This window comes from Kribbella sp. NPDC050281, from assembly GCF_040655855.1.
In the GTDB taxonomy this organism is placed as follows: Bacteria; Actinomycetota; Actinomycetes; order Propionibacteriales; family Kribbellaceae; genus Kribbella.
The window spans coordinates 1-20,849 of the sequence record NZ_JBFAKS010000056.1 but is presented as its reverse complement, the minus strand read 5'-3'; the positions used below and the strand labels follow the sequence as shown (position 1 = coordinate 20,849).

Sequence of the window (20,849 nt, the reverse complement as noted above, 5' to 3'; positions counted from 1 at the left end):
AGAGTGTGAGACGGAATGGGAGACTGCCAGCGTGACGAAGCAGGTTCCGCTGGGTGCGGATCGCCGGGACGCCATCGCCGACGCCGCGATCCATCTCGTCGCGACCCGTGGCCTGCGCGGGCTCACCCACCGCGCGGTCGACGCGGAGGCCGGGCTGCCGCCGGGATCCACGTCGTACTACCTGCGCACACGGAGCGCGCTGCTGACGGCCTGCGTGAACCGCATGGTCAGCCGGGACCTGGCGACACTGCCACCGGACGCCGACCGCGGACCGCTCGACCTGCTGATCGGGTTGACGATCGGGCTGGCGCGAGACCGGCCGGACGACCTCGTCGCGCGCTACGAACTGTCACTGGAGGCGAGTCGTCAGCCCGAGCTTCGGGCGGCGATCGACGAGGGCGGACGGCAATTGCGGGTGGGCCTGGCACAGCTGCTTGACATGCTGGGCATTCCGCGGCCGGACGAAGCCGCCTGGCCGGCGGCCGCGATGATGGACGGCCTGCTGTACGACCGGGTCGCCGGAGCCGGCGCCACCCTGTCACAGGAGGCCTTCGAGGCCGGCGTACGGCGGTCGATCGCCGCACTGCTGGACGGGCTCAGAGGCGATCCGTCAGCGTGATGAAGGTGAAGTAGCCGACGCCGATGACCATCCCGACGTGGCCGAGCAGCGACAGGCCGGCGCCGGAGCCCCAGGCGTCTGTTGCCGCGTCCTCCGAATGTTTGCCGCCGCTCGGCAGCCAACGGGCCAGCAGCAACAATCCGACGATTGCCAGCAGCCACCATCCGGCCAGGGCCAGGAACGCGATCTCCTGCCGGCCGGTGACCAGGGCAACGATCCACACGAGCAACGTCAGCACGCCGACGGTGGTGTGAAGTCGCAGCAGGACAGCGGAATACCCGTGGCGGCCGGCGCCATGGCCCGTGCCGTCCACCACCGTTCCACCGAGCCGGACGCGCGTCAGTAGTACGACGACCGCCCCGAGGGCGGTCAGGAACCAGGTGACGTTCGACCATTCCACGCCCCCATCCCTACCCCACCCACCCCCAACCCGAACCGTCTGCGCGTGTCGTGACCTTCCGTCGCCGACAGTCCGCCCCATTTGGTTGCCTCTCTCACTGGGCGAAATCACGGCGGTGCCCGACGGGCCGAGTGTCCGCTCGAGGCCCGCCGGGCTGCTCCGTCAACCATCAACTCGTCTGCGTCTGACCACCCGAGCTACCGCTCCCCGGCTGAGTGCCGGTCCCGGGCTGAGTGCCTTGGCCTTGCTGCCCCGGGACAGTCCCCTGCCCCGCACCACCTTGCCCATTGCCCTGGCCCGGGAACTGGCGGCCACCGCCGGGCCCGAACTGGTTCTGCTGCGTGGGCGTGCCGTCCCACGAATGCCCAACCGCCATCCCACCAAGAAACGCGAGCACCGCAAGCAAAGACCCAGCCCCCGCCAACATCAGGTTGCCCGGCCGCCCCCCGCTCTTCCCCTCCCCCACACCCGCCGCCTGCGGCGTGCCGAGGTGTGCCGGTGGCGCGGAGGGGTGTGCTGGTGGCGGGGCGGGTGGGTTGCTGGCGGCTCGGGCTGCTTGCCACTGGTTCTCGGGGTCGGCGCCCGCCGGGTAGGTGGGGTGCTGTGTCATCGCGTGCTCCTGTTCAGGTTGTGAGGTCGTAGATGGTGGTGTTGCCGACGGTCTGGGCCTCGTAGTTCTCGGCGACCCAGGTGGCGATCTCGTTGGTGGTGCCGCCACGACCGCCGCCAAAGCCCCCACCACCGCTGCCGACGAAGTAGTGGACCTTGCCTTGAGCAACCAGATCCTGGAACTCCGCGAGGGAGGGCGCCGGGTCGGTTCCGTTGAACCCACCGATCGCCATGATCGGCTCGCCCGACGCGATCTGCAGTGGTGCGGCTCCATTGGCCGTCACCGCGGCAGCGGCCCACGTGTAGCCCTTGGCCCCCTGCTGCAACAGCGTCACCAGCTCACTCGAAACTCCACTGGTCCCACCGCCACCGAGGAATCCACCGGCACCACCTCGCACGGCCCCGGCAGGCCCGTTGCCCGTCGTACCGTTGCCGGCCTGGCCGGGCGGCGTACCCATCTGACGTCCGCCGCCGAAGCCACCAGGCCCACCGCCCATCCCACCGGAGCCCGACGGCCCGGCGGACGGGAGGGCACCGGCGTGTGCCGTGCTGATCGTCTCGACCGAGTACGCCGTGGGCCCGGCCAGCGCGCTCACCGCCAGCAGCACGGCCGCGAACATCCCGGCCCGCCGAGCCGCCGTCTTGTGCAACCCCAACTCCGGCAGCAACAACACCGCACCAGCTCCGAGTACGCCGGTCAGCAGCACCACCCACCGCAGCCACGGATGCCAGGACGAGTTCTGGTTCAGCAGCGCAAAGCTCCACCCAGCGGTCAGCACGATCCCACCGACCAGTGTTGCCCGCGGCAACCACTCCGACCGCCGCCGCCAGAGCACGACCACCGCCGCACCGATCAGCGCACCGATCGCCGGCGCCAGCGCGATCATGTAGTAGCTGTGGATGATCCCCTGCATGTAGCTGAACGTCAGCCCAGTGACCACCAGCCAGCCACCCCAGATCAGAGCGAACGCCCGCGTCCGATCCGTCCGCGGACCCTTGCCCGCAGCCACCACCAGCACGATCGTCGCGAGCAGAGCAGCCGGCAGCAACCAAGCGATCTGCGAACCGAACTCACCACCGAACAACCGCTGCAGTCCGGTAGCACCACCCCAGCCCGGATTGCCGACACCTCCGCCGACAGAGCCCGTCTCGTTCCCGCTCAACCGCCCGAGGCCGTTGTAGCCGAGCGTCAGCTCGAGAATGCTGTTCGTCGAGGAGCCACCGATGTACGGCCGAGCCGACGCCGGCAGCAGTTCCACGATCGCGATCCACCACCCTGCGCTCACGATCAGCGAGACCAGCGCGAGCACGCTGTGGACGACCCGCTTCCCGAGCGCGGGCCTGCCAGCGACCAGATACGCCAATCCGAACGCCGGCAGGACCAGGAACGCCTGCAGCATCTTGGTCAGGAACCCGAAGCCGACCAATGCCCCGGCCAGCATCATCCACCGCGCCGCGTGCTTCTCGGAGTCGATCGCCCGCGTCACCGCCCACGCACCCGCGCACAGCAGCAGGATCAGCAGCGCATCCGGGTTGTTGAAGCGGAACATCAGTACGGCGACCGGCGTCATCGCGAGGATCGCACCGGCCAGCAGACCGGCGTTCGCGGAGAACCATCGCCGCACCGACACGTACACGAAGCCGACGCTCGCGACGCCCATCAGCGCCTGCGGAACCAGCATGCTCCAGGTGCTGAAGCCGAAGATCCGCCCGGACAACCCCATTACCCACAGGGCCGCCGGAGTCTTGTCGACGGTGATGAAGCTCGACGCGTCGAGCGCCCCGAAGAACCAGGCCTTCCAGCTGGTCGACCCGGCCTGGACCGCGGCCGCGTAGTACTCGTTGGCGTAGCCGTTCTTGGACAGTCCCCACAGGTACGCGATCGCGGTCAGCGCCAGCAGGCCGCCGTACAGGATCTTGTCCCGGCCGATCGTGTACTGGGTGGCGACCGATCGTGGTCCGGCGCGGCGTGGGGACGCCTCGACGGGATCAGTAATGGTGGCCATGTCAGTTGCTCCGGGTCTGGTCGAGAACCGCGGGGGGTTCGAAGGTGGGCAGGGTGGGTGCGTCGTCGTTGAAGACCCAGGCCTGGAAGAGGCTGAACCGGACCACGGTCGCGGCCAGGTTCGCGATGGTCAGGACGGCGACCTCCACCGCCTGATGGGGCGAAGCCACCGCGGTGTGCAGCAGCCAGAGGGACGACGCGGTCAGGCTCCAGCCGATCCCGAACGTGACGAGTCCGCGCAACTGATGTCGCCAACGGTTCTCCACGCCGGTGACCCCGAAGGTGATCCGCCGGTTCAGCGCGGTGTTGCCGACGGCCGTGATCAGCAGCGCCAGCAGGTTCGCCACCTGGGCCGGCATGCCCTGCCGAAGTACGAGATAGAGCAGCGCGTACGCCGCTGTGCTCAGCACACCGATCGCGCAGAAACGCAGTACCCGAGCGGCCAGCGCCGTCCGGGGATCGAGGATCCGCGGGCGGCCGTACGCCCAGCGGACCGGACTGAGATCGGTCCGACCGCGACCGAGGTCACGTGTCAGCCGGGCGATCCCGCGCAGGTCCTCGCCGACGGTCTTGGCGATCGCGACCCGCGAGTCGAGGTCGTCGATCCAGTCGACGGGCACTTCGTGGATCCGCAGGCCGGCCTTCTCGGCCAGGACGAGCAGCTCGGTGTCGAAGAACCAGCTGGTGTCCTGGATCAGCGGCAGGAGCTCGCGCGCGACGTCGGCGCGGACCGCCTTGAACCCGCACTGGGCGTCGGAGAAGTGCACACTTAAGGTTGCCCGCAGCAACAGATTGTACGAGCGCGAGATGAACTCCCGCATCGGCCGCCGTACCACCCGGGAGCCGTTCGACAACCGGGTGCCGATGGCGATGTCACTGTGCCCGGCGAACAGTGGTGCGACCAACGGCAGCAGGGCGTTCAGGTTCGTCGACAGGTCGACATCCATGTAGGCGAGCACCTCGGCGGTGCTCTCGGACCAGGCCTGCTTCAGCGCCCGGCCGCGACCGGGCTGCTCGAGCCGGACGATCCGGACTCCGGGCAGTTCGGCGGCCAGCAGCGTGCCGACCTCATAGGTGGCGTCGGTGCTTCCGCTGTCCGCGATGCAGACCTCGGCCGGAAACGGGAAGGCGGTGTCGAGGAACTCACGCAGTCGCCTGATGTTCGGGCCGAGGTCGTTTTCCTCATTCTTGGCGGGTACGACGATCTCGACCCGAGGATGACCGGATATCTGCATGTCATCGATGCTGTCCGGTCAACCTTGGCCAACCCCTGCGCGCGGCTGGCAGTTCGCTGGGAGATCGTCAGCGAGTACGCCGTAACCAGAGCAGACCGAGGACCGGCAGCACCACCGGGACGAACCCGTAGCCCTGACCGAAGTGCGACCACACGGTCGAGTCCGGGAAGTCGTCGGGGGCGGCGTAGCTGAAGGCGCCGATGGCGAGAACGCCGATCAGCTCGATCGCGATCGCAGCGGTCGCAACCCGGCGCGAGACCTTCGTTGCCTTGGCCAGGGCGAAGGTCGCGGCGCAGTAGATGATCGCGGCAACGGCCGACAAGAGGTAGGCGATCGGCGCCTCGGAGAACTGGGTCGCGATCTGTACGCCTGCCCGGGCGGTGGCCGACAGCGCGAAGACGCCGTACACCAGAATGAGGATCCGGCCAGGCCCGTGCCTGGTCGCCTCGGGATCATGCTGGGTCTCGACAGGGTCGGTCATGTCAGGCGGTCCAGATCTCGTACAGGCGCAACTCGACCACCGGGATCACCAGGCAGGCGACGGCCAGTGCGCCGGCGCCCCAGCGACTGCTCTCCGCCAGCGCCCACAGCGCACCGATCGGCAGGATGACCAGCGAGCCGATCAGATAGCCGATGAAGAACGGGCCGGAGACATCGCGGGACGTCCCGGCCAGCTGGACGATGCCGATGACCAGCTGGGCCAGCAGGCCGACCTCGATCACGCCGAGGGCAGCCAGCAGCGTCCAGTTGATCCGCTTGTTCAGCGCGGCCAGCACGATGGCGTACACCATCGCGGCCAGCGAGAGGCCCACCAGCACCCAGGTCAGCGGTTCGAACACGAGCTAGAGGATGTCACCTGGCGTGTAGGTGGCGGCGTCCGGGTAGCGCTTGGCGAGGTCGTCGATCTGTGCGACCACGGCGTTGACCTGCGCGACGGCGGCGCCGGTGAAGGACAGCGGCTCGCCGACGATGCCGACGATCTGGTCCTCGGTCAGGCCGAGGCGGCCATCCTGGCCGAGCCGGCGGAACAGGTCGTTCTCCGCCAGGCCCTTGCGCAGGTCGAGCGCGGTGGCGACCGCGTGCTCCTTGATCACCTCGTGCGCGGTCTCCCGGCCGACGCCGTTCTTCACCGCGGCCATCAGCACCTTGGTCGTGGTCAGGAACGGCAGGTACCGCTCCAGCTCCCGGCTGACCACGGCCGGGTACACCCCGAACTCGTCCAGCACGGTCAGGAACGTCTCGAACAACCCGTCCAACGCGAAGAACGCGTCCGGCAGGGCGACCCGGCGTACCACCGAGCAGAAGACGTCGCCCTCGTTCCACTGGTTGCCGGCCAGCTCACCGGCCATCGAGGCGTACCCGCGCAGGATCACCGCCAGACCGTTCACCCGCTCACAGGACCGGGTGTTCATCTTGTGCGGCATCGCCGACGAACCGACCTGGCCCTCCTTGAAGCCCTCGGTGACCAGCTCGTTCCCAGCCATCAGCCGGATCGTGGTCGCCAGGCTCGACGGCGCGGCGGCAAGCTGCACCAGCGCCGAGACGACCTCGTAGTCGAGGGACCGCGGGTAGATCTGGCCGACGCTGGTCAGCGTCCGGCTGAACCCGAGGTGCTGGGCGATGTCGCTCTCCAGCTTGTCCAGCTTCGCCGGGTCGCCGCCGAACAGGTCCAGCATGTCCTGCGACGTACCGACCGGGCCCTTGATGCCGCGGAGCGGGTACCGCTCGATCAGCTCCTCGATCCGGGCGATCGCGACCAGCAGCTCGTCCGCGGCCGATGCGAACCGCTTGCCGAGCGTGGTCGCCTGAGCAGCCACGTTGTGAGAGCGACCAGTCAGCACCAGCGCCGCGTGGTCGGCCGCCTTCTGACCCAGCCGTACGGCGGTCGCCACCGCGCGGTCCCGGACGAGTTCGAGACCGGCCCGGATCTGCAGCTGCTCGACGTTCTCGGTCAGGTCCCGGCTCGTCATGCCCTTGTGGATGTGCTCGTGCCCGGCGAGGGCACTGAACTCCTCGATCCGCGCCTTGACGTCGTGCCGGGTGACCCGCTCGCGCGCCGCGATCGACTCCAGGTCGACCTGCTCCACCACTCGCTCGTAGTCCTCGATCACGCCGTCCGGCACCGCGACCCCGAGCTCCTTCTGAGCCTTCAGCACCGCCAGCCACAGCCGCCGCTCGAGCACGATCTTGTACTCCGGCGACCACAGCTGGGCCATCGACACACTGGCGTAGCGCGACGCGAGAACATTGGGGATCCGGGGCTTGCTGGGCTTCGACACCCGTCCATTGTCCGCTACTCGCCCACCGGTCCGGTACGCAGGCGATCCCGCACCCACCGCGGCCCGGGATTCACCCGGCTGACGCCGTCCACCACCACGGTCGGCACGGTCTCGTTACCGTTCGCCACCGCCCGCACCGCGGCAGCGGCCTCGGGATCCGCCCAGATGTTGACCCACGAGGCTCGACCGGCCACACCGATCAGGGCCAGCCGCAGCCGCAGGCAGTACTGGCACCCGGGTCGCCAGTAGACGACGAGTTTGCCTCGAGCGGCCGCCTCGGCGGTGCTCACGGATCGCGGGAACACCAGCGGCGAGAACAGGAACGCGAGAACGACGAAGGTCGCCAGCTGTACGACGGCGGACCCACCGGACCCACGGGACGCAGACCACGCTGCGAGCGCGACTCCGATCAGCAGGGCGAACAGGGCGACCTTCCAGCTGCGCAACACCCCGCCATCCTCGCAGGCGTCAGGGGAGCCAGTTCCAGGTGCTGGCGCGGAGACAGGTCTTGGGGTCCGGCATGCCGGCCGCGGGGTGCTCGGTGGAGAGGTTCAGCTCGCGGTCGGTGATCTTGAAGCCCGGCGGGTACGGCTTCAGGAACTTCTCGCCGGTGGCGTCCACAACGCAACGAGCGTCCCTGGCCTGGCGCTCACCCCTGGTCTTCGGACCGGTATAGATGAGCGCGCCGCTCGCGTCGTACGCGCGGAACGTCGGATCAGACGGTGATCTCGCCTCGAGCGGCTTTGAGAGCGATGTCGGTGCGGTGCTGGGAGCCCTTGATCCGGATCTGCCCGACGGCGGCGTACGCACGCCGGCGGGCCTCGTCGAGGTCCTCGCCGGCCGCACTGACCGCGAGCACGCGGCCACCCGAGGTGACCAGGTCGTCACCGTCGAGCGCCGTACCCGCGTGGAAGACGTGGACGCCGTCGGCCTCGGCCTGGTCGACGCCGCTGATCACGTCGCCGCTGCGCGGGCCGGCCGGGTACTTCTTCGCGGCGACCACGACCGCCACGGCGGAACCGTTCTGCCAGGCCAGGGGCTCCTGATCGGCCAGCTTCCCGGTGGCGGCGGCGTACAGGACTCCACCCAGCGGGGTCTTCAGCAACGGCAGCAGCGCCTGCGTCTCCGGGTCGCCGAAGCGGCAGTTGAACTCGATCACCCGGACACCGCGCGACGTCAGCGCCAGACCGGCGTACAGCAGTCCGGTGAACGGCGTACCGCGATGGCGCAGTTCGTCGATCGTTGGCTGGAGCACGTTCTCGGTGATCTCCTCGACCAGCCGTTCCGGTGCCCAGGGCAACGGTGTGTAGGCGCCCATGCCGCCGGTGTTCGGGCCCTCGTCGTTGTCGCCGAGGCGCTTGAAGTCCTGCGCCGGCTGCAGCGGCAGCACCGTCGTACCGTCGGTGATCGCGAACAGCGACACCTCCGGGCCGTCGAGGTACTCCTCGATCAGCACCTGCTCGCAACCCGCCGCGTGCGCGAGCGCCTCGTCGCGGTCGGACGTCACCACGACACCCTTGCCCGCGGCCAGCCCGTCGTCCTTCACGACGTACGGCGGCCCGAACGCGTCGATCGCGGTCGCGGCCTGCTCGGGCGTCGTACAGACGTAGGCCCGGCCGGTCGGCACGCTCGCCGTGGCCATCACGTCCTTGGCGAACGCCTTCGACCCCTCGATCCGGGCGGCGTCCTTGGACGGCCCGAAGACCGCGATGCCCGCGTCGCGGAGCGGATCGGCCAGCCCGGCGACCAGCGGCGCCTCCGGTCCGACCACGACCAGGTCGGCGCCCATGTCCTTCGCGAGCGCGACGACCGCATCGTGGTCGGAGATGTCCACCGAACGGCAAACAATCGTTTGCCCGTCGTACGCCGGACGCAACACGGCGATGCCAGGGTTACCCGGGGCCGCGACGACCTCGTCGACCTCAGGGTCCTGGGCCAGCGCCCAGACCAGTGCATGTTCGCGGCCACCCGAGCCGACCACCAAGACCTTCACGGGCCCTCAGCCTAGGGCATGCCGGTCCGGACTGCCCCCGGGCGGTGGTAAGACTGCGCCTGACTGGAGGTAAGCGATTGACTACACGTACGGTATCGGCCGCAAGAAGCCGCCCGACCACCACCACGGTGTCGGCCACGGCACGCCACCGCCCCACACCTGCGTCCCTGCTGTCCTGGCTGATGCTCGTGCCCTGCCTGGTGGTGTTCGCACTCTTCATCGTCTGGCCGCTCGGCAAGTCGGTCTCGCTGTCGCTGCACGGCTCGGACCTGTTCGGCCGGCCGGATGCGTTCGTCGGACTGCAGCACTACCGCGACATGCTCGGCTCCGCTGAGTTCCGGCACATCCTCTGGGTGACCTTCGCATTCGTGCTGCTCACCGTGATCCCCGGCGTCCTCGGCGGCCTGGCCGTCGTGCTGCTGCTCGAGCAGCACATCAAGGGGATCCGGATCTTCCGGACCGCGTTCGCGCTGCCGTTCGCGTTCTCGGTCGCGAGCGCGTCCGTCATCTTCGCCACCATCTACAACCCGGCGATCGGACTCGCGAACGGCCTGCTCGGCCGGTTCGGTGTGGACCGGATCGGCTGGCTCACCGATCCGTCCTGGGCGCTGATCAGCGTCTCGATCACCACGGTCTGGATGAGCATCGGTTACAACGTGCTGGTCCTGTCCGCGGGCATCGGCGCGATCCCGGCCGAGATCAACGAGGCCGCGACGCTGGACGGCGCCGGCGGCTGGCGGGCGTCGTGGCACATCACCATCCCGCTGCTCGGTCCGCAACTGTTCTTCCTGGTCGTGATCTCGACGATCCAGTCGCTGCAGGGCTTCGGCCAGATCAAGATCCTGACGCCGGAAGGCGGCCCGGAGCAGTCGACCAAGACGCTCGTCTACTCGATCTACCACACCGCCTTCGCCAACAACGCGAGCGACTTCGGCGCCGCCTCCGCGCAGGCGATCGTGCTGCTGGTGATCCTGCTCGTCTGCACGGCGGTCCAGTTCGGCGTACTGGAGAGGCGGGTGCACTACAAGTGAGGCGACTCACCGCCGGACGGCTGATCACGTACGCCGTCCTGATCCTCGCGGCCCTCGCGGTCATCTTCCCGGTGTACTACGTGATCGCGGGCTCGATCATGTCGCCCGGGCAGATCTCGTCGTACCCGCCGGATCTGTTCCCGCACGGGATCTTCACCGGCAACTACAAAGGCGCGTCGTCGTCCGGGACCCCGCTCGGGCAGCAGTACCTGAACTCGATCCTGCAGACCTCGATCATCACCGTGTCGCAGCTGATCACCAGTGTGCTGGCGGCGTACGCGTTCGCCTTCATGAAGATGTGGGGACGCTCGGTGCTGTTCGGGCTGTTCCTGGCCACGCTGATGGTGCCGTGGGAATCGATCGTGCTGCCGAACTACCTGACCATCACGGGCTGGGAGCTCGGTGGTCAACGGCTCACCGCGACGTACGCGGGGACCATGATCGCGCTGGTGCTGCCGTTCCTGGCGAACGCGTTCGGGGTGTTCCTGCTGCGGCAGTCGTTCCTGCAGTTCCCCACCGAACTGCGGGACGCGGCCACCATCGACGGCTGCGGGCACTGGCGGTTCCTGCGCCGGATCCTGCTGCCGCTGAACAAGCCGGCCCTGACCGCGGTCGGGCTGTACGTGTTCCTGTCCGCGTGGAACCAGTTCTTCTGGCCGTTGCTGATCGGCGACTCGGCATCCCGCCGTACCTTGCAGATCGGCATCAGCCAGCTCAACGACGTCGAGGCGGCCGACCCCGGCCTGATCCTGGCCGGCGTCACCCTGTCCATCGTGCCCACCCTGGCCATCGTGATCTTCGGCCAGCGATTCATCGTCCGCGGACTGACCGCGGGCGCCATCCGATGATCCTTCGAGAGAGGTGACTGTGATGCGATCAGTCCGACAACGACGTACGGCGATCGGCGCTTCACTGCTGGCCGTGCTCGCCCTGGTGGCGGCCGGCTGCGGCAGCAGCAACAACGACTCCGGCGGCTCCGGCAGCGGGGGCCAGGACGTGCCCGGCGCGGACGCGCTGGACAAGGCGTCCGGCGTCACCAAGATCACCTTCTGGCACGGCATGAAGGGCGCCAACGGCGAGGCCGTCGACAAGATGGTGAAGGCGTTCAACGCCGCCCACACCGGCAAGATCGAGGTCACCGCGGTCTACCAGGGTGACTACGACGAGACGATCACGAAGTACAAGACGTCGGTGCAGCAGGGCAACACGCCTTCCGTCGTACAGATCTACGACATCGGCTCGCGGTTCATGATCGACTCCAAGCAGACCGTGCCGGTGCAGAGCTTCGCCGACAAGGACGACTACTCCCTCGACACGATCGAGCCGAACATCGCCAACTACTACTCGATCGACGGCAAGTTGAACTCGATGCCGTTCAACACGTCGATGCCGCTGCTGTACATCAACAAAGAGGCCTTCGTGAAGGCCGGCCTCGACCCGAACAAGCCGCCGACGAACCTCGACGAGATCATGGCGGACGCGAAGAAGCTGACGATCAAGCAGGGCGGCAAGACCGTCCAGTACGGCTTCAACGCCGCGATCTACGGCTGGTTCATCGAGCAGTTGATCGCCCAGTCCGGGTCGGCGTACTGCGACAACGACAACGGCCGCAAGGACCTGGCCACCCAGGTGAACTTCGCCGACGAGCAGGGCGTCAAGGTCGCCACCTGGTACCAGCAGATGGTCAAGCAGGGCCTGATGCCGAACACTGGTAAGAAGACCGACGACGCGCAGGCGGTGTTCAAGTCCGGTACGTCGGCGATGCACCTGGAGTCGACCGGATCGCTGCGCGGCTACCTGGACGCGGCGAAGGGCAAGTTCACTGTGCTCACCGCGCCGTTCCCGCACCTGACCGCCTCCGACAGCGGCGGCCCGATCATCGGCGGCGCGTCGCTGTGGATCGACGGCCCGGGTCACTCGGACGCCGAGAAGCGCGCCTCCTGGGAGTTCGTGAAGTTCGCTTCCTCGCCGGAGCAGCAGGCCGCGTGGCACACCGGCACCGGCTACTTCCCGATCAACTCCAAGGCCCTGGACCTCCCGGAGGACAAGGCGTGGGTGGCGCAGTACCCGCAGTTCACCACCGCGATCACCCAACTCCACAACACCAAGCCGACCAACGCGTCGTCCGGCTGCATCCTGGGCATCATGCCCCAAGCCCGCAAGGCCTCCGAAGACGGCCTCGAAAAGGCAGTCCTGGGCACCGACCCGGCCCAGGCCATGAAGGCCGCCGCCGACTCCATCAAGCCCCAGATCGAGCAATACAACAAGACAGTCAAGAAGTAGGTCAGTACGCGGTGTCGATCACCACTCCTTCCGTTCGTATAGGGGTAAACGGAAGGAGTGGTGATGTCCGAGGTACTGATGAGTGGGCTGGTGATCGGGGAGTCGGCGCGGTGGCATGACGGGCGGTTCTGGTGCTCCAACTGGGGTGCTCAGGAGGTGCTGGCCGTTGATGCGTCAGGTAAGAGCGAGGTGATGGCCCGCGTCCCGACCACGCTGCCGTTCTCGATCGACTGGCTGCCGGATGGGCGGCTGCTGGTGACCTCAGGTCCGGAAGGACTGCTGCTGCGGCAGGAACCGTCCGGTGACCTGGTCGTCCATGCCGACCTCTCGTCGTACGGCGGATTGAACGAGATCGTCGTCGACGGTCGCGGCAACATCTACGTGAACGGTGGTTGCGACTTCCACCCGGGTGAGGGCAAGCGCCCCGGCTTCATCCTGCTGGTCACCCCCGACGGCGCCGTACGACACGTGGCCGACGAGCTCGCCTTCCCCAACGGCATGGTGATCACGCCGGACAACTCGACCCTCGTCATCGCCGAGTCCTTCGCCGAGACGCTCACGGCGTACGACGTCTCACCCGACGGCTCGCTGGCGAACCGGCGAGTGTGGGCATCTCACACCGGCGACGGCATGGTCATGGACGCCGACGGTGCGATCTGGACCCCCGGCTGGGCAGACAACGGGCCCGCCTGCCTGCGCATCGCCGAGGGCGGCGAGATCCTCGAGACCGTCCCACTCGAGCACGCCGGCTTCGCCTGCACCCTCGGCGGCGTGGACGGCCGAACCCTGTACATGCTGTCCGCAGACTGGCAGATGCAGGAGTCCTTCGAGGCCAACCTCGACCGCCTACTCTCCAACCGCACCGGCCGCATCCTCACGCACCCCGCGCCCCGCCCACCCGCCGGCTGGCCGTGACTCGGGTCAGTAGTGCCAGTAGTAGCGGGCGTCGGCGTTCCAGGGGACGGGGACGGTGGTGCGGTTGGTGAAGGCCATGCCTTTGCCGCGGGCGATCTCCAGGGTGCGGGAGAGCTGGAGGGAGTAGGTGTGCTCGTTGTCGTCCCACCACTGCTCGAATTGGGTGATGCAGGTCTGGCCGGTGAAGTACGGGTTGGAGCAGGGGTGCGGCGGGAGCCACTTCTGCAGGTGACGGAAGTTGACCGTGGTCGAGCCGTTCGGCGGTTTGATTGTTCCGGCCGCGTCCAGGCAGTAGCCGGTGGTGGGGACGGTCCACTTCACATAGTGCTGGCGGCCGCCGGCTGACGGGATCGGCCGCAGGTTGTTGCAGTCGGCGTCGCCGATCTTCTCGGAGGTGACGCGCTGGATCTGGGTGAGCGGGCGGCCGGCGCCGTCGTTGTAGCCGTCGAGGAGGACCCATTCGCCGTCGTGGATGAAGTGCTCGGCGGACTTCGGCGGCCAGGTCTTCGGGTCTCCCCAGGAGATGTCCGACTCGGTGGCGCTCAGCGGCGTCCACGCCCACTGGCCCGCCGCGGCCTGACCGGCCCAGTACTGTCCGGCCGACTTCTCGAACATCAGCGAGTACTGCCCGTAGCTCTCAGCCGTCGTACTCGCGTCGGAACTCCGCGGGTGTACGACAGCGGCCACAAGGACAACGGCGGCGGTCACGACAGCGAGTCTCTTCAGCACAGAGCGCGAGTCTAGCCCTGAGTCCGTGGGCACCAGTTGGTTGCTGCGGGCATCGGTAGCGCGATCCTCGGCCGCCGGCCGACTACGTTGGACCGCCGCTGACGACGACCACCTCGGGGCCGTTGTGATGCCACGCCCGGGCGTGCACCGGGTTCGTGGAGACTTCCTACCCCGATCCGGACTGTTCCGCTCCCCGCATCGCGATGCTGATCTCCCCGAACCGGTTTGGGGAGGTCGGCGTCTGCTGATCCGGGGAAGCCGCGCGTCTGATGATCCGCTGGCGGGTTATGTCATCGCTGGCCCCAAACAAGTGCGCTATCGGCGACATAACCTGCCAGTGGGAGCGCGTCGCTGCGGGTTGATAGTGCCGGTTGGGTGCACTCTGCGTACCTGTTCCGGTCACCTGGACCCGGTCTAGGCTCACCTCACGAGGCCCAACCGGTGGGGATGGGCCGGACCAGAGGAGCTGTCATGCCGGACCCTGTCACCCGGACGCTCGACGTCCCCGGAGCCACCCTGACGTACGACGTCCGCGGTGATCTCACCGATCGCGACCAGCCGGTGCTGCTGGTGATCGGTTCGCCGATGGGCGCGAGCGGTTTCCCGACCCTGGCGTCACACTTCACCGACCGGACGGTCGTCACCTACGACCCGCGCGGGGTGGAGCGAAGCGTCCGTAGCGACGGTGCCGGCGAGCTGACGCCCGACGACCACGCCGCCGACCTGATCGCGCTGATCGAGTCGCTCGACGTCGGCCCGGTCGACATGTTCGCCAGCAGCGGTGGCGCGGTGAACTCGCTGGCTCTGGCCGCCAAGCGACCCGACTTGCTCCACACCCTCGTCGCCCACGAGCCGCCGCTGGCCGGCGTGGTGCCGGACAGCGAGGCAGCGCTGGCGGCGTGCGAGGACATCTACCAGACCTATCAGCGCGACGGCATGGGCGCCGGGATGGCGAAGTTCATCGCGATCGTCAGCTACGACGGCGAGATCCCAGCCGACTACACCCAGCAGCCGGCACCCGATCCGGCCATGTTCGGCCTCCCCACCGAGGACGACGGCACCCGCGATGACGCTCTCCTCGGTCAGAACATCCGCGGCTGTACGTCGTACCAACCCGACTTCGACGCCCTGGACAAGGCCAAGGACCGCATCGTCATCGGCGTCGGCGAGGAATCCGGCAACCAGTTGGCCGGTCGCGGCGGCCAGGCAGCCGCCTCACGCCTCAACCTCGAGCCCGTCGTCTTCCCCGGCGGCCACGACGGCTTCCTCGGCAACGAGTACGGCCAGCCGCGCAAGCCCGAGGAGTTCGCCACCAAACTCCGCGAGGTGCTGGTCCGCTAGTCGTCCGGCGTGGGGCGTGAAGTTCCTGGCGCAGGGACCCTGGGCGCGCGGATCCGGGCGGAGGTCTGGTTAGCTGGTGGGTATGACTGAGAAGCCAGAGATCGACTTTCCGGACGGTCCGCCGCCGGCGGATCTCGAGATCACCGACATCACCGTGGGCGACGGCGACGAGGCCAAGGCCGGGTCGCGGGTGAACGTTCACTACGTGGGCGTGGCCCACTCGACCGGCGAGGAGTTCGACGCGTCGTACAACCGGGGCGCGCCGCTGGCCTTCCAGCTCGGCGTCGGCCAGGTCATCCAGGGCTGGGACACCGGCGTGCAGGGCATGAAGGTCGGCGGCCGGCGCAAGCTGGTCATCCCGCCGCAGCTCGGGTACGGCGACCGTGGCGCCGGCGCATCGATCAAGCCCGGCGAGACCCTGATCTTCGTCGTGGACCTCATCAGCGTGAGCTGAGCCCGGCCCGTCTCCTCAGCCCAGCCGGCTGGGACCGCAGGTCCGGCCGGCGAGGCCGACTGCTGTTCGGGCCCCCGCGATCCGTCACAATGGCGGACATCGCGGGGGTCCTTCGCGTAGTTGTACTCATCCGCCTCGCCCAGCGGTCGGTTTGGCTGAGAGGCATGACGACGATGACTGCGACAACGGTTGCCGCCACGCGAGTGAGCTGGGCGCGGTACGCCGCCCTGGCCGCGAAGGTGCTGCTGTTCGGCTTGTTGCTGTCGGCACTGATCTGGCCGGACCTGAGCGGGATCAAGGGGAAGGCATCCACCGCGCGGCTGGTCGTGTACCCGATCGGCGCGATGATCCTGCCATTGTGGTGGTGGGCGTACGGGCGGACGAAGAGCAAGCTGCACCACCGTTTCCCCTGGACGGCAGACCTCTTGATGACGTTGCCGTGGCTGATCGACCTGATCGGCAACCGGTTCAACCTGTTCGACACGGTCGACTGGTGGGACGACGCCATGCACTTCATCCTCTGGGGCTTCCTCACCGCCGGGGTCCTGCTCGCGTTCGCGCCGCGCGATCTCTCCCGCGGCCTGACCGCCTTCGTGGCCCTGGGCTTCGGCGCGACCGCGGCAGTCGTCTGGGAGGTCGGCGAGTACTTCGCCTTCATCCGTAGCTCTCCCGAACTCCAGTCCGCCTACACCGACACCCTCGGCGACCTGGCCCTGGGCACTCTCGGTGCGCTGCTGGCAGGTCTGATCCTCTACCAGGTACGCGTCACGCCGCGCCACTGACAGCCTGACCGCACTCGCCACGGAACTCTCCGCCTGGCAGGTCGCGTACGACGGCCTCCGCGTCCCGCTGTAATCAGCGGTCGGTAGGACGACAGACCCCGTTGGCAGCAGCAGACGCCGCCAGCGCGGCCGCAGCCGGCGAGGCCCCGGCAGTCGAAGACGCACCCCGGGCTGAAGACGCGCCAGCGGCTGAAGACATCGCGAGAGAGGCAGGCTGAGTGTCGGCGCGAGTGGTGTGACGCCCGATCGGAACCACCATCGGAGTCCCCGCCACCGGGTCCGGAACGATCTTCACCCCGAGCCCGAACACGTCCTGCACGACCTCCTCGGTGATCACCTCGCGGGGATTGCCCTCGGCCACGATCGCGCCGTCCTTCATCGCGATCAGGTGATCCCCGAACCGGCACGCCTGGTTGAGATCGTGCAGGACCAGCACGATGGTCCGGTCTTCCTGCTTGTTCAGATCGACCAGCAGATCGAGCACCTCGAACTGGTGGGTCAGATCGAGGAACGTCGTCGGCTCGTCCAGCAGCAGGATGTCGGTCTCCTGCGCGAGCGCCATCGCGATCCAGACCCGCTGCCGCTGACCACCGGACAGTTCGTCGATCGGACGGTCGGCGATCTCGAGTACGTCGGTCGATGTCATCGCGGCTGCGACCGCTTCGTCGTCGGACTTGCTCCACTGCCGGATCCACCGGGTCCGCGGGTACCGCCCGCGCCCGACCAGGTCGGCGACTGTGATTCCCTCCGGTGCGGTCGGTGACTGCGGCAACAGTCCCAGCTTCGTCGCGACCTCACGGGTCGGGATCGACTGGATACTCTTACCGTCCAGCAGCACGGTGCCCCGCGACGGCTTCAGCAACCGAGCCAGAGTCTTCAGCAGCGTCGACTTGCCGCACGCATTGGCGCCGACGATGACGGTGATCTTCCCGGTCGGGATCCGCACCGACAGGTCGTGGATGATCTCCCGCTGGTCGTATCCGACCGCCAGACCGTCGGCGGCGAGGCTGTGTTCCACAAGGTTCTCCATCTCTCAGCCACCACTCCCCACCCGGTTGGACCGGGCCAGCAGGAACATCAGGTACGGCGCGCCCACCACGCCGGTCACCACACCGACCGGCAACTGGGTGTAGCCGAAGGCGTGCTGCGCGATCAGATCGGACAAGGCCACGACCAGCGCGCCGAGCAACGCGGACGCGATCATCGCCGGCCCCGGCGACCGGGTCAGCCGCCGCGCGATCGGCGGCGCGACGAACGCGACGAACCCGATCGGACCGGCCGCGGCGGTCGCGAGTGCCGCGAGCAGTACCGCGATCACAATCAGCCCGAGCCGCGAGCTCTCCACCCGAAGACCCAGCCCGTACGCCGTCTCGTCGCCGAGCTGCAAAATCCGCAGCCGGTGGACCATGAACACCGTCAACGGAGTCAGCACCGCCAGGGTGATCCCCATCGACCGCACGTTCGACCAGTCCCGGCCGTTCAGGCTGCCGGTCAGCCAGATCAACGCCTGCTGGGCGATCTCGACCCTTGCCTTGGTCAACAGGTACGACGTGAGACTCGTGGCGATCGCACCGATCCCGATGCCGATCAGGATCAGCCGGTAGCTCGACACCCCGTGCCGCCAGGCCAGCACGTACATGATGAACGCGGTCAGCAGGGCACCGACGATCGCGAACGCCGAGACCGCGACGCCGGTCAGACCCAGCGTCACGATCGCGAAGACGGCGAAGGCGCTGGCGCCGTACGTGACGCCGATGATGTCGGGGCTGGCGAGCGGGTTGCGGGCGATGCTCTGGAAGATCGCGCCGGACATGCCGAGCGCGGCACCGACCATCAGGCCGGTGAGTGCCCTGGGCAACCGCAGCCGGTTGACGATGAACTCGGTCGCCTTGTCACCGCCACCGAACAGTGTCTTCACCACGTCGATGACCGGGATCTTGAAGTCACCCAGCGAGAGCGAGACGCAGAAGGTCACGAACACGATGGCCGCGAGAACCACGATCACCAGCAGCCATCGTGCCTGCCGGGCCGCCCGCGCCCGGCTGATGACCTGAACTGCTTCGGCTGTGGTCATCAGAGATCCGCCAGCTTCCGCCGACGAACCAGGATGATGAAGAACGGCGCGCCGATCACTGCGGTCACGATGCCGACCTGCAGCTCACCGGGCCGCGCGACGATCCGGCCGACGATGTCGGCTGCGAGCAGCAGGATCGGCGCCAGCAGCATCGAGTACGGCAGGATCCACCGGTAGTCCGGGCCGGTCACCAACCGCGCCACGTGCGGGATGGTCAGCCCGATGAAACCGATCGGTCCCGCGACGGCTGTCGCAGCCCCACAGAGCAGTACGACGATCACCGCGACGAACAACCGGGCGAGCCCGACCCGCTGGCCGAGCGACTTCGCCACGTCGTCGCCCAGAGACAATGCGTTCAGCACGCGGCCCGACACCAGCGCCAGCACGATGCCGATCAGGATGAACGGCGCGACCTGCCCGGCGATGTCCGAGTCGCGGCCGGCCAGCGACCCGACCGACCAGAACCTGAACTGGTCGAAGGTATCGACATCGCCGATCAGCAGCGCGGTCGTCAGCGAGCCGAGCATCGCCGTCAGCGCGGCACCGGCGAGCGCCAGTTTGACCGGCGTGACCCCCTCACGACCGAGCGACCCGAGCAGATAGACCACCACAGACGCCGCTGCCGCCCCCACGAACGCGAGCCAGACGTACGCCGTCAGACTCGACAGCCCGAACCAATAGATGCCGCCGACAACGAACAGTGCGGCACCGCCGTTGACGCCGAGGATGCCGGGATCGGCCAGCGGGTTCCGGGTGACTCCCTGCATCAGGGCCCCGGACAGCCCGAGCGCGGCACCGACCAGCAGACCGATCACGGTCCGTGGCACGCGAAGTGAGCGGACGATCACGTGATCGGTGTTCGCCTCGTTGTAGTGGCGCAGGGCATCGATCACCGTCGAGAACGGGATCTGCTTCGAGCCCACCGCGATGCTGAGCAACGACACCACGACGAGCAGGGCGACACACACGATCAGCCCGGCGACCAGTGTGGTCCGCCGGGTCCGCCGCGGGCGTGACGAAACAACAGCAGAGGTGTCACGGCCGGCGGATTGGGCGACAGCACTGGGCGGAGGCATTGGACTTTGAGACCCTCTTAGGTAAGGCTAACCTCTAGACGCCTCAGAATAACCCGGTCGTCCACGGGTCCGCATCTGAGCCTCCCCTGCGCTCCCCTTGGAGAAACCGGACATGACCACAGTGCTCGAGCGGCCGATCGAGTTCGACTCGCTGCTGGCGACTGTCGCGGCGGTCGAGGACCTGAGTCCGCACCTACGCCGCGTGACCTTCGTCGCACCGCGGATCGCCGACGTGGTGACCGCCGGTCCGGACCAGCGGATCAAGGTGCTGCTGACGCCGCCCAATGGTGGCGAGATCAAGCTGCCGTCGGGGCCCGAGTGGTATCCGCAGTGGTGCGCCCAGCCGGTCGACGAGCGTTTCATCATGCGGACGTACACCATCCGGGCACTCCGGCCCGAGGTCGCCGAGCTCGACATCGAGTTCGTCCTGCACGGCATCGACGGACCCGCCTCGGCGTGGGTCAGCCAGGCGCAGCCGGGTGACCAGATCGGCCTGATCCTCCCGTTCGCGGTCGACACCACCAGCATCAAGGGACTGCTGCACTCCGGCGTCGACTACGTCCCGCCGGCCACCAGCGTCCGCCGGATCCTGGTCGCCGACGAGACTGCCCTGCCCGCGCTGGCCGGCATCCTCGAGCAGCTGCCCGCCACCGCCCAAGCGACCGTCTTCGTCGAGGTGCCGGACGCCGGCGACATCCGGCCGCTGCCGACACCCGGCAGCGCGGACATCACCTGGATCACGCCACCGAACTCGTTGCTCGAGGCCCTGAAAGGCGCCGACCTTCCGTACGACGCCGACTACGCCTGGGTCGCCGGGGAGTCGTCGATGATCAAGTCGGTACGTCGCCACCTGGTCAACGCCGCCGGGATGCCGAAACCGGCGATCTCGTTCCAGGGCTACTGGAAGCGCGGCGAGGCCCAGGTCTGACAACGACACCGGCCGGGGCCCGAAACTTGGAGGGGGCAGGCCGGGGTGATGCGCGAGAGCTGTAGCGCAGAATTGGTTTAGCACCCCCCAAACCTG

Annotated in this window: 22 protein-coding genes; 9 read left to right on the top strand and 13 right to left on the bottom strand. The window is 68.1% G+C overall.

All coding sequences use genetic code 11. The features are described 5' to 3' along the window. Positions 1 to 31: 31 nt before the first annotated feature. Positions 32 to 619, top strand: coding sequence for a TetR family transcriptional regulator (locus AB0I34_RS39775; protein ID WP_360456328.1), 588 nt, complete (start codon positions 32 to 34; stop codon positions 617 to 619). Here the strand turns inward: AB0I34_RS39775 and AB0I34_RS39770 are convergent. The 9 genes from AB0I34_RS39770 to purD all read right to left on the bottom strand — a co-directional run bounded on the left by AB0I34_RS39770 (position 597) and on the right by purD (position 9,140). After that, entirely contained in the window at positions 597 to 1,019 is a 423-nt protein-coding gene (locus AB0I34_RS39770) for a hypothetical protein (RefSeq protein WP_360456325.1), read from the bottom strand. The two genes, AB0I34_RS39775 and AB0I34_RS39770, sit on opposite strands and share 23 nt — an antisense overlap. Positions 1,020 to 1,642: 623 nt before the next feature. Then, positions 1,643 to 3,634, bottom strand: coding sequence for a glycosyltransferase family 39 protein (locus tag AB0I34_RS39765; RefSeq protein WP_360456322.1), 1,992 nt, complete (start codon positions 3,632 to 3,634; stop codon positions 1,643 to 1,645). Position 3,635: 1 nt separating this feature from the next. Next, positions 3,636 to 4,868, bottom strand: a complete 1,233-nt coding sequence (locus tag AB0I34_RS39760) for a bifunctional glycosyltransferase family 2/GtrA family protein (protein WP_360456320.1) — start codon at positions 4,866 to 4,868, stop codon at positions 3,636 to 3,638. A gap of 67 nt (positions 4,869 to 4,935) precedes the next feature. After that, positions 4,936 to 5,349: a hypothetical protein gene (locus AB0I34_RS39755; protein WP_360456318.1), complete on the bottom strand. Its 414-nt coding sequence runs from the start codon at positions 5,347 to 5,349 to the stop codon at positions 4,936 to 4,938. Between the two features lies 1 nt (position 5,350). Further along, positions 5,351 to 5,707, bottom strand: a complete 357-nt coding sequence (locus tag AB0I34_RS39750; RefSeq protein ID WP_360456315.1) for a hypothetical protein — start codon at positions 5,705 to 5,707, stop codon at positions 5,351 to 5,353. 3 nt (positions 5,708 to 5,710) lie between these two features. Beyond that, positions 5,711 to 7,147 carry an adenylosuccinate lyase gene (gene purB / locus AB0I34_RS39745; RefSeq protein ID WP_360456312.1) on the bottom strand — a complete coding sequence of 479 codons (1,437 nt, stop codon included), beginning with the start codon at positions 7,145 to 7,147 and terminating at the stop codon, positions 5,711 to 5,713. Positions 7,148 to 7,161: 14 nt separating this feature from the next. Then, positions 7,162 to 7,596 (bottom strand): glutaredoxin domain-containing protein, encoded by a 435-nt coding sequence (locus tag AB0I34_RS39740; RefSeq protein WP_360456309.1) that lies wholly within the window; start codon positions 7,594 to 7,596, stop codon positions 7,162 to 7,164. Positions 7,597 to 7,615: 19 nt separating this feature from the next. Then, complete coding sequence (locus AB0I34_RS39735; RefSeq protein ID WP_360456306.1) at positions 7,616 to 7,768, bottom strand: hypothetical protein; 153 nt, start codon at positions 7,766 to 7,768, stop codon at positions 7,616 to 7,618. A 94-nt stretch (positions 7,769 to 7,862) separates the two neighbouring features. Further along, complete coding sequence (gene purD, locus AB0I34_RS39730; protein ID WP_360456303.1) at positions 7,863 to 9,140, bottom strand: phosphoribosylamine--glycine ligase; 1,278 nt, start codon at positions 9,138 to 9,140, stop codon at positions 7,863 to 7,865. 77 nt (positions 9,141 to 9,217) lie between these two features. Here purD and AB0I34_RS39725 point away from each other — a divergent pair, with 77 nt between their 5' ends. The 4 genes from AB0I34_RS39725 to AB0I34_RS39710 all read left to right on the top strand — a co-directional run bounded on the left by AB0I34_RS39725 (position 9,218) and on the right by AB0I34_RS39710 (position 13,369). Continuing rightward, positions 9,218 to 10,171: a sugar ABC transporter permease gene (locus tag AB0I34_RS39725; protein WP_360456300.1), complete on the top strand. Its 954-nt coding sequence runs from the start codon at positions 9,218 to 9,220 to the stop codon at positions 10,169 to 10,171. Further along, positions 10,168 to 11,019: a carbohydrate ABC transporter permease gene (locus tag AB0I34_RS39720; protein WP_360456297.1), complete on the top strand. Its 852-nt coding sequence runs from the start codon at positions 10,168 to 10,170 to the stop codon at positions 11,017 to 11,019. The genes AB0I34_RS39725 and AB0I34_RS39720 overlap by 4 nt, the downstream gene beginning before the upstream one ends. A 22-nt stretch (positions 11,020 to 11,041) precedes the next feature. Further along, positions 11,042 to 12,454 (top strand): ABC transporter substrate-binding protein, encoded by a 1,413-nt coding sequence (locus tag AB0I34_RS39715; RefSeq protein WP_360456294.1) that lies wholly within the window; start codon positions 11,042 to 11,044, stop codon positions 12,452 to 12,454. A 63-nt stretch (positions 12,455 to 12,517) separates the two neighbouring features. Next, positions 12,518 to 13,369, top strand: a complete 852-nt coding sequence (locus AB0I34_RS39710) for an SMP-30/gluconolactonase/LRE family protein (RefSeq protein ID WP_360456291.1) — start codon at positions 12,518 to 12,520, stop codon at positions 13,367 to 13,369. A gap of 6 nt (positions 13,370 to 13,375) precedes the next feature. On the opposite strand, the gene AB0I34_RS39705 is transcribed toward AB0I34_RS39710, so the two are convergent. Next, positions 13,376 to 14,098, bottom strand: a complete 723-nt coding sequence (locus AB0I34_RS39705; protein ID WP_360456288.1) for a hypothetical protein — start codon at positions 14,096 to 14,098, stop codon at positions 13,376 to 13,378. 471 nt (positions 14,099 to 14,569) lie between these two features. On the opposite strand from AB0I34_RS39705, the gene AB0I34_RS39700 reads away from it, so the two are divergent. From AB0I34_RS39700 to AB0I34_RS39690, 3 genes are all read left to right on the top strand, one after another. Further along, a complete protein-coding gene (locus tag AB0I34_RS39700; protein WP_360456285.1) occupies positions 14,570 to 15,439 on the top strand; it encodes an alpha/beta hydrolase in 870 nt (289 codons plus the stop codon). A gap of 82 nt (positions 15,440 to 15,521) precedes the next feature. Further along, positions 15,522 to 15,893 carry an FKBP-type peptidyl-prolyl cis-trans isomerase gene (locus AB0I34_RS39695; protein ID WP_360456282.1) on the top strand — a complete coding sequence of 124 codons (372 nt, stop codon included), beginning with the start codon at positions 15,522 to 15,524 and terminating at the stop codon, positions 15,891 to 15,893. Positions 15,894 to 16,057: 164 nt separating this feature from the next. Further along, positions 16,058 to 16,675 (top strand): hypothetical protein, encoded by a 618-nt coding sequence (locus tag AB0I34_RS39690; RefSeq protein ID WP_360456279.1) that lies wholly within the window; start codon positions 16,058 to 16,060, stop codon positions 16,673 to 16,675. A 73-nt stretch (positions 16,676 to 16,748) separates the two neighbouring features. On the opposite strand, the gene AB0I34_RS39685 is transcribed toward AB0I34_RS39690, so the two are convergent. From AB0I34_RS39685 to AB0I34_RS39675, 3 genes are read right to left on the bottom strand one after another with little or no spacing between them, the layout of a single operon-like run. Further along, positions 16,749 to 17,705 (bottom strand): ABC transporter ATP-binding protein, encoded by a 957-nt coding sequence (locus tag AB0I34_RS39685; RefSeq protein WP_360456277.1) that lies wholly within the window; start codon positions 17,703 to 17,705, stop codon positions 16,749 to 16,751. A 3-nt stretch (positions 17,706 to 17,708) separates the two neighbouring features. After that, positions 17,709 to 18,749 carry an iron chelate uptake ABC transporter family permease subunit gene (locus tag AB0I34_RS39680; protein ID WP_360456274.1) on the bottom strand — a complete coding sequence of 347 codons (1,041 nt, stop codon included), beginning with the start codon at positions 18,747 to 18,749 and terminating at the stop codon, positions 17,709 to 17,711. Next, on the bottom strand, positions 18,749 to 19,825 hold the full coding sequence (locus AB0I34_RS39675) for an iron chelate uptake ABC transporter family permease subunit (RefSeq protein ID WP_360456271.1): 1,077 nt from the start codon (positions 19,823 to 19,825) through the stop codon (positions 18,749 to 18,751). The genes AB0I34_RS39680 and AB0I34_RS39675 overlap by 1 nt, the downstream gene beginning before the upstream one ends. Before the next feature lie 112 nt (positions 19,826 to 19,937). Here AB0I34_RS39675 and AB0I34_RS39670 point away from each other — a divergent pair, with 112 nt between their 5' ends. Then, positions 19,938 to 20,753 (top strand): siderophore-interacting protein, encoded by an 816-nt coding sequence (locus AB0I34_RS39670; RefSeq protein ID WP_360456268.1) that lies wholly within the window; start codon positions 19,938 to 19,940, stop codon positions 20,751 to 20,753. Positions 20,754 to 20,849: the final 96 nt, after the last annotated feature.